This is a genomic window from Kaarinaea lacus, from assembly GCF_975902315.1.
In genome coordinates, this window is sequence record NZ_CDLKIE010000433.1 from 1 (window position 1) to 4724 (window position 4724).

Annotated in this window: 5 protein-coding genes; 3 read left to right on the forward strand and 2 right to left on the reverse strand. The window is 43.9% G+C overall.

All coding sequences use genetic code 11. The features are described 5' to 3' along the window. The first annotated feature begins 332 nt into the window (after nucleotides 1-332). Nucleotides 333-866, forward strand: coding sequence for a hypothetical protein (locus tag ACWVCM_RS13580; protein WP_455202300.1), 534 nt, complete (start codon nucleotides 333-335; stop codon nucleotides 864-866). Further along, nucleotides 844-2667: an Ig-like domain-containing protein gene (locus ACWVCM_RS13585; RefSeq protein WP_455202301.1), complete on the forward strand. Its 1824-nt coding sequence runs from the start codon at nucleotides 844-846 to the stop codon at nucleotides 2665-2667. The genes ACWVCM_RS13580 and ACWVCM_RS13585 overlap by 23 nt, the downstream gene beginning before the upstream one ends. A gap of 84 nt (nucleotides 2668-2751) precedes the next feature. Here ACWVCM_RS13585 and ACWVCM_RS13590 read toward each other — a convergent pair whose 3' ends face one another. Further along, nucleotides 2752-3720 carry a phospholipase A gene (locus ACWVCM_RS13590; protein WP_455202302.1) on the reverse strand — a complete coding sequence of 323 codons (969 nt, stop codon included), beginning with the start codon at nucleotides 3718-3720 and terminating at the stop codon, nucleotides 2752-2754. A 115-nt stretch (nucleotides 3721-3835) separates the two neighbouring features. After that, complete coding sequence (locus tag ACWVCM_RS13595; protein WP_455202303.1) at nucleotides 3836-4192, reverse strand: thermonuclease family protein; 357 nt, start codon at nucleotides 4190-4192, stop codon at nucleotides 3836-3838. A gap of 248 nt (nucleotides 4193-4440) precedes the next feature. On the opposite strand from ACWVCM_RS13595, the gene ACWVCM_RS13600 reads away from it, so the two are divergent. Then, nucleotides 4441-4724 (forward strand): redoxin domain-containing protein (locus ACWVCM_RS13600; protein WP_455202304.1); only part of this gene is annotated, 284 nt, incomplete at its 3' end.

A 4724-nucleotide genomic window follows, 5' to 3' on the forward strand; every position in this document is an offset into this window, starting at 1 on the left:
CAACAGAAGATTCAGGTGAATATTCAGGGAACGATCGAATTACAGGTGGAGTAAACGCTCATTATATTACTGTCGCCCGCAAAAAATCTTCCTACACGCTATCAGAATCTCATAAATTCCAGTAGCTTAGCAACCGGCTGAGAGGTGTAAAAAGACGTTCTAGTTATCCTAAATTACTGCACCAACAAGCATTTCGTAATACACTAATCCTTACTGAATTCGTATGGCGCCAGGTGTCTACCGTCGCCTGGGATTGTTATTGTGATGTAAATCAACGCGATACTAAGCAGATGTGACCATACTTAAATCGGTCAGTTGTTAAACAGGATTCCATGAAACATAGCCCTCTAAAAATGGCGCACCCTGCGATGCTCTCCCTGGTGATGGCTGTGGTCGCCATGGTTTTGGGTATTGTCGTCTATTTACTGGATCGTGATGCAGGTTCGGTATATTTCATGTCGGACTGGATGGTATTGGGCGATGGCCAAAATTCTGTATTTGGCTTGTTAGGTCAACATATACCTACATTCGTTCATGTCTACACTTTCATTTTATTAACTATGGCCCTGGTAGTTCCCGAGGAGCGTTACCGCCAGTACCTGTTGCCTGTATGCATTGGCTGGTTCCTGATTGACGCTCTGTTTGAAATTGCCCAGATAGATTCTATTGCCCAGCGAATTGCCGGTTGGGTACCGGACTGGTTCGCGGGTATTCCATTTCTGGAAAATACCGCAAGTTATTTTATTCATAGTACGTTTGATATTCTGGATCTGCTCTCTATTGGGTTGGGAACTTTAGCAGCCTACGTGACTATACAAATAATTTTAAAAAGGAGTGCTCACAGTGCGACACCTGTTTGTCAGTAGTAGTTTAATTATTCGAGTTTTTAGTTTGTTGTTGCTAATGATGCTGGGTACGTTCAGCATAGTAGGATCAGGTGGCGGTGATGATATTACGGGTGGCGGTGCAACGCTAACGAGTATTACAGTTACACCCGCTGCGGTACCTGATGGTTTGCCGGTTGATCTTACGCTGCAATTTACTGCCATTGCAGAATATTCCAATAACACCCAGCAGGATGTAACGGGTTCTGTTAAATGGGAATCCAGTGATACAACCGTAGCGACTATCAGCGTGGTTGGTCTGGCTACAGGATTGGCAGTTGGGTCAACCAACATCACGGCATTCATGTCAGGTGTTACTTCTAATTCTGTGAGTTTAGAAGTAATAACTTTTAATCTTACTAAAATTGAAATTGCTCCTGCAATAATGCCGGACGATTTACCTCTGGGTATTGATCAACAATTTGTTGCGCAAGGAACGTTTGATAATAACAGGTCGTATGACATTACTGAGTTTGTTACCTGGAACTCGGATAATCAAACCGCAGTTATGATGGATTCCAATACAAAAGGATTAGCAACGAGCGAGGCGGTTGGTATCGCTAATATCACCGCTTCTACAACAACGCCCTTATTAACGTCAAATAGCGTCAGTGTTGAAGTGGTTAACAACAAAACAGCAAGTAATTTAATTGTGGAACCGCAGTGGATTGGTTCATTGCCAGTGAATCGAACGCAACAATTAAACGCATTATTACAGTTCAATGACAATAGTACCTACCTGGTAACCAACCGGGTAGCCTGGTCCAGCGATGACGAAGCCACTGCCGTTGTCAACAACGACAGTAATCTTGGCGCTAAAGGACTGGTGACCGCTGTTTCGACGGGAGGGGCATCCAGCAGTAGAGTGCCCATTCGAGCCGTTGATAATCTTACCTCACCTACCACCGCAACTGTCGATGTGACAAACGCGACTCTTAATTCAGTCACGATCGACACCCGGTCTGATGATGGCCTCGATAGTTTGCCCGTTGGCTATAGCCGGGATTTTTATGCCCGAGGTGAATTCTCCGATGGATCCCAGTTGAATTTGGTGAATCCCGGGTCGTGGATCATTAGCGATCCTACCATTGCAAGTTTTATAAGCACTGGTGCAACAGCCAAGGTGCGAGGGCTGGCGCCTGGCAATGTAGATATTTCCTATGTAGACATCCTGGCAGATGGCAGTGTGAGTGGCGTGGTTGGCACGATATCACTGACGGTTACCGGTGCATCATTGGCATCCATTGCAGTAACACCAACAGGCGGTACATTGCCTGTAGAAGCACAGGGACAATTCGAAGCGAAAGGCACATTTGCGGGTGGTCTGATCAGGGATATCACCAATGATGTCGTGTGGAATAGCACTGCAAGCGCTGTAGCAGTTTTCGGTCCCGACAAAGGCAAGATTACAACACTAATCGCAGGCAGCAGTAATATAACTGCGACGGGACTTGATAGCAGCAGCCAGGCAGTTGTGTCACCACAGGCAAGCCTGACTGTACAGAATGAAACGATACAGGACTTATTAATTCCTAACCTTGGTGCTGTTTCAGCTGGCGCTGAGATAGATTACACGGCGCTTGCGTCGTTTACTAACAGCGTCAGTGCCGACTACACAGCTCGCGTATTATGGTCGACCAGCAATGTAGAAATAGCGACGGTATCAAATGTTCCTGGTACCAAGGGGCGCGTGACTTTCATTAAAGCGGGGCAGGTTAATTTAAACGCCACTGTACCGGGCACGGCCATTTCCGCAACACCGATAGTTATTAATGTGCAGTAGTTTCGGTTGTTGGCCGAATATTGAATAAGGATAAAGCCGCTTTAGAGAGCTAAGGCTCGAGGCGGCTTTTTCAAAAGTCAGTATTTATAACCAGTCCGTCAATAAAATCCCGATACCTATGCGATTCGATAGAACGTTATAGTCAATCAGGCTCTCCCCGTAACCATAGAAATACTGGGCAATGCCTTTGATGCGCTTGCTAAAACTGAAGGTGTAATTAAGTTCAATAGTCGTACGGCCTTCGTCAATGCCGATTATATTGCGCAACATGACGGTTCCCTGGTGATTTTGGTATTTCACTAATGCACCTAGCTCACCATATCCCATATAGTCGTTAATATCAGGGTTATCTCCGTCAGTTTTAGTTTCTGGAAGTATATACCAGGGTTTTATAGAAAAGACGTAGTGGTCTTTCTCGAACAGGAAGTTAGCAATGATGCGGTTCCAGCTTCTGGAAAGTGGTTCTGATCTTCCATTGGACTGGTGATTAAGTGAAACTGTGATCAACGTGGTTTTTAAACCAAATATTTCATAGTTTGCGTTATGAGCCCAAATCAGTTCCGGCTCATGGTTGGTTTCTCGAAACGGGGAAGATAAATCAGTGTTGTAAAGTTGCCAGAATGCCAGTTGTGTGTAAGCAAACCATAAACTGCCGCTATCGGTGATAAATTTTTTTGCCAATGGCACCTTAAAGCTTAGCTGAAATTTTACCTCGACTTTCTGGTATTCAATTTCTTCGCCAGGTGTCTGGTTTGGAATATCATAATTTGATGCATCCAGTTTATCGTTGTAAGTAACAGGTAGAAAGTAGTTGGGCTTGTGAGGAGTTATGATGAATTCATCATAACTTAATGCCAGCTCTCTGCTTAACCGTTCTTCGATAGCTGATGTGGGTTGCGTTTCAGGTTGTTGTTGCCCAGCATTGTCATAGCATTGCAGGCGATCAGTGTCGTTTTCTATTTCGGCGCAGCTGCTAACGCCCTGCGCATGAATGGTAGTGGCGCTAGCAAATAAAAAGGTAAAAATTATTATCGACGAAGTATTTAAAGTCACGAGAATACTTATTTTATTATTGTTGCATTTCAATGAGAAGTATTTTGCGCTTATTAATTGTCGATAGCCAGTTGCAGTATGTGATCTACGTCATATGTGCGTGACTTATTAATGTCTAATAGCTTGCATACTTTGCATAACCTTTTTCCACCAGGAGATCATTGATGTTAATCCATTCATCAGGTGATTGCTCAAGCCACACTTCTGCAATATAGCGTCCGTATTTGCCTTTCTCGTCTTTGATGGTTTGCAGCAGGACTTCTTTGCTATCAATCAATCCGCGCAGGAAATCTCTCGATATCAGGCCCTGCTCGCGTTCATCACCTCTAAGTTCGGGGGTATTAATTCGTGCCAGGCGAATTTTTTCATCATGTATCCAGGCATGGAGTCCGACATCAACATCAGCCGTAATGGTATCACCGTCATAAACGTACTTTACGAGTGCACGATAATAATAAAGATGGGATTTCATGGGCTTTCCTTTTTCTCTGGAGAAGTCTTCGTCATATAGTGGATTTTTTGTGGCGTTTTGTACCATCTATATACTGTGAGAACCTACGAGTATAAAAATAGTTTAGTATATTTTTCGCCCGCTACATGGTCGCAATCTGATCAGTTCAATTCCAAATTAATTGCGATAGATCTATACTTGCTGTCCGGGATGGGTTGTAAGTTCCTGGTACTCACAGGTAATGACAAAATAGAAAAGGGGAAATGACCATGGTTAGTCTGGAAACACCGGTATGTGATTTTGGAAAAGCTGCAATCGATTTTTCTTTGCCCGGTGTGGACGGCAAACAATGGTCTTTGCAGGATTGCAAGGGTGAAAAAGGCTTGCTCATTATGTTTATCTGCAATCATTGTCCCTACGTAAAAGCGATCCGTGACCGGATTGTGCGTGATACTAATGCACTAAAAGAACTGGGTATTAACAGTGTGGCGATTATGTCCAACGATCCGGCGCTGTATGAAGAAGATTCCTTCGAGAATATGAAAAAAGTATC

Excerpts from the sequence above, each read along its gene's own strand:
- ACWVCM_RS13580 (WP_455202300.1), top strand. The coding sequence starts at position 333 with ATGAAACATAGCCCTCTAAAAATGGCGCACCCTGCGATGCTCTCCCTG.
- ACWVCM_RS13595 (WP_455202303.1), bottom strand. The coding sequence starts at position 4,192 with ATGAAATCCCATCTTTATTATTATCGTGCACTCGTAAAGTACGTTTAT.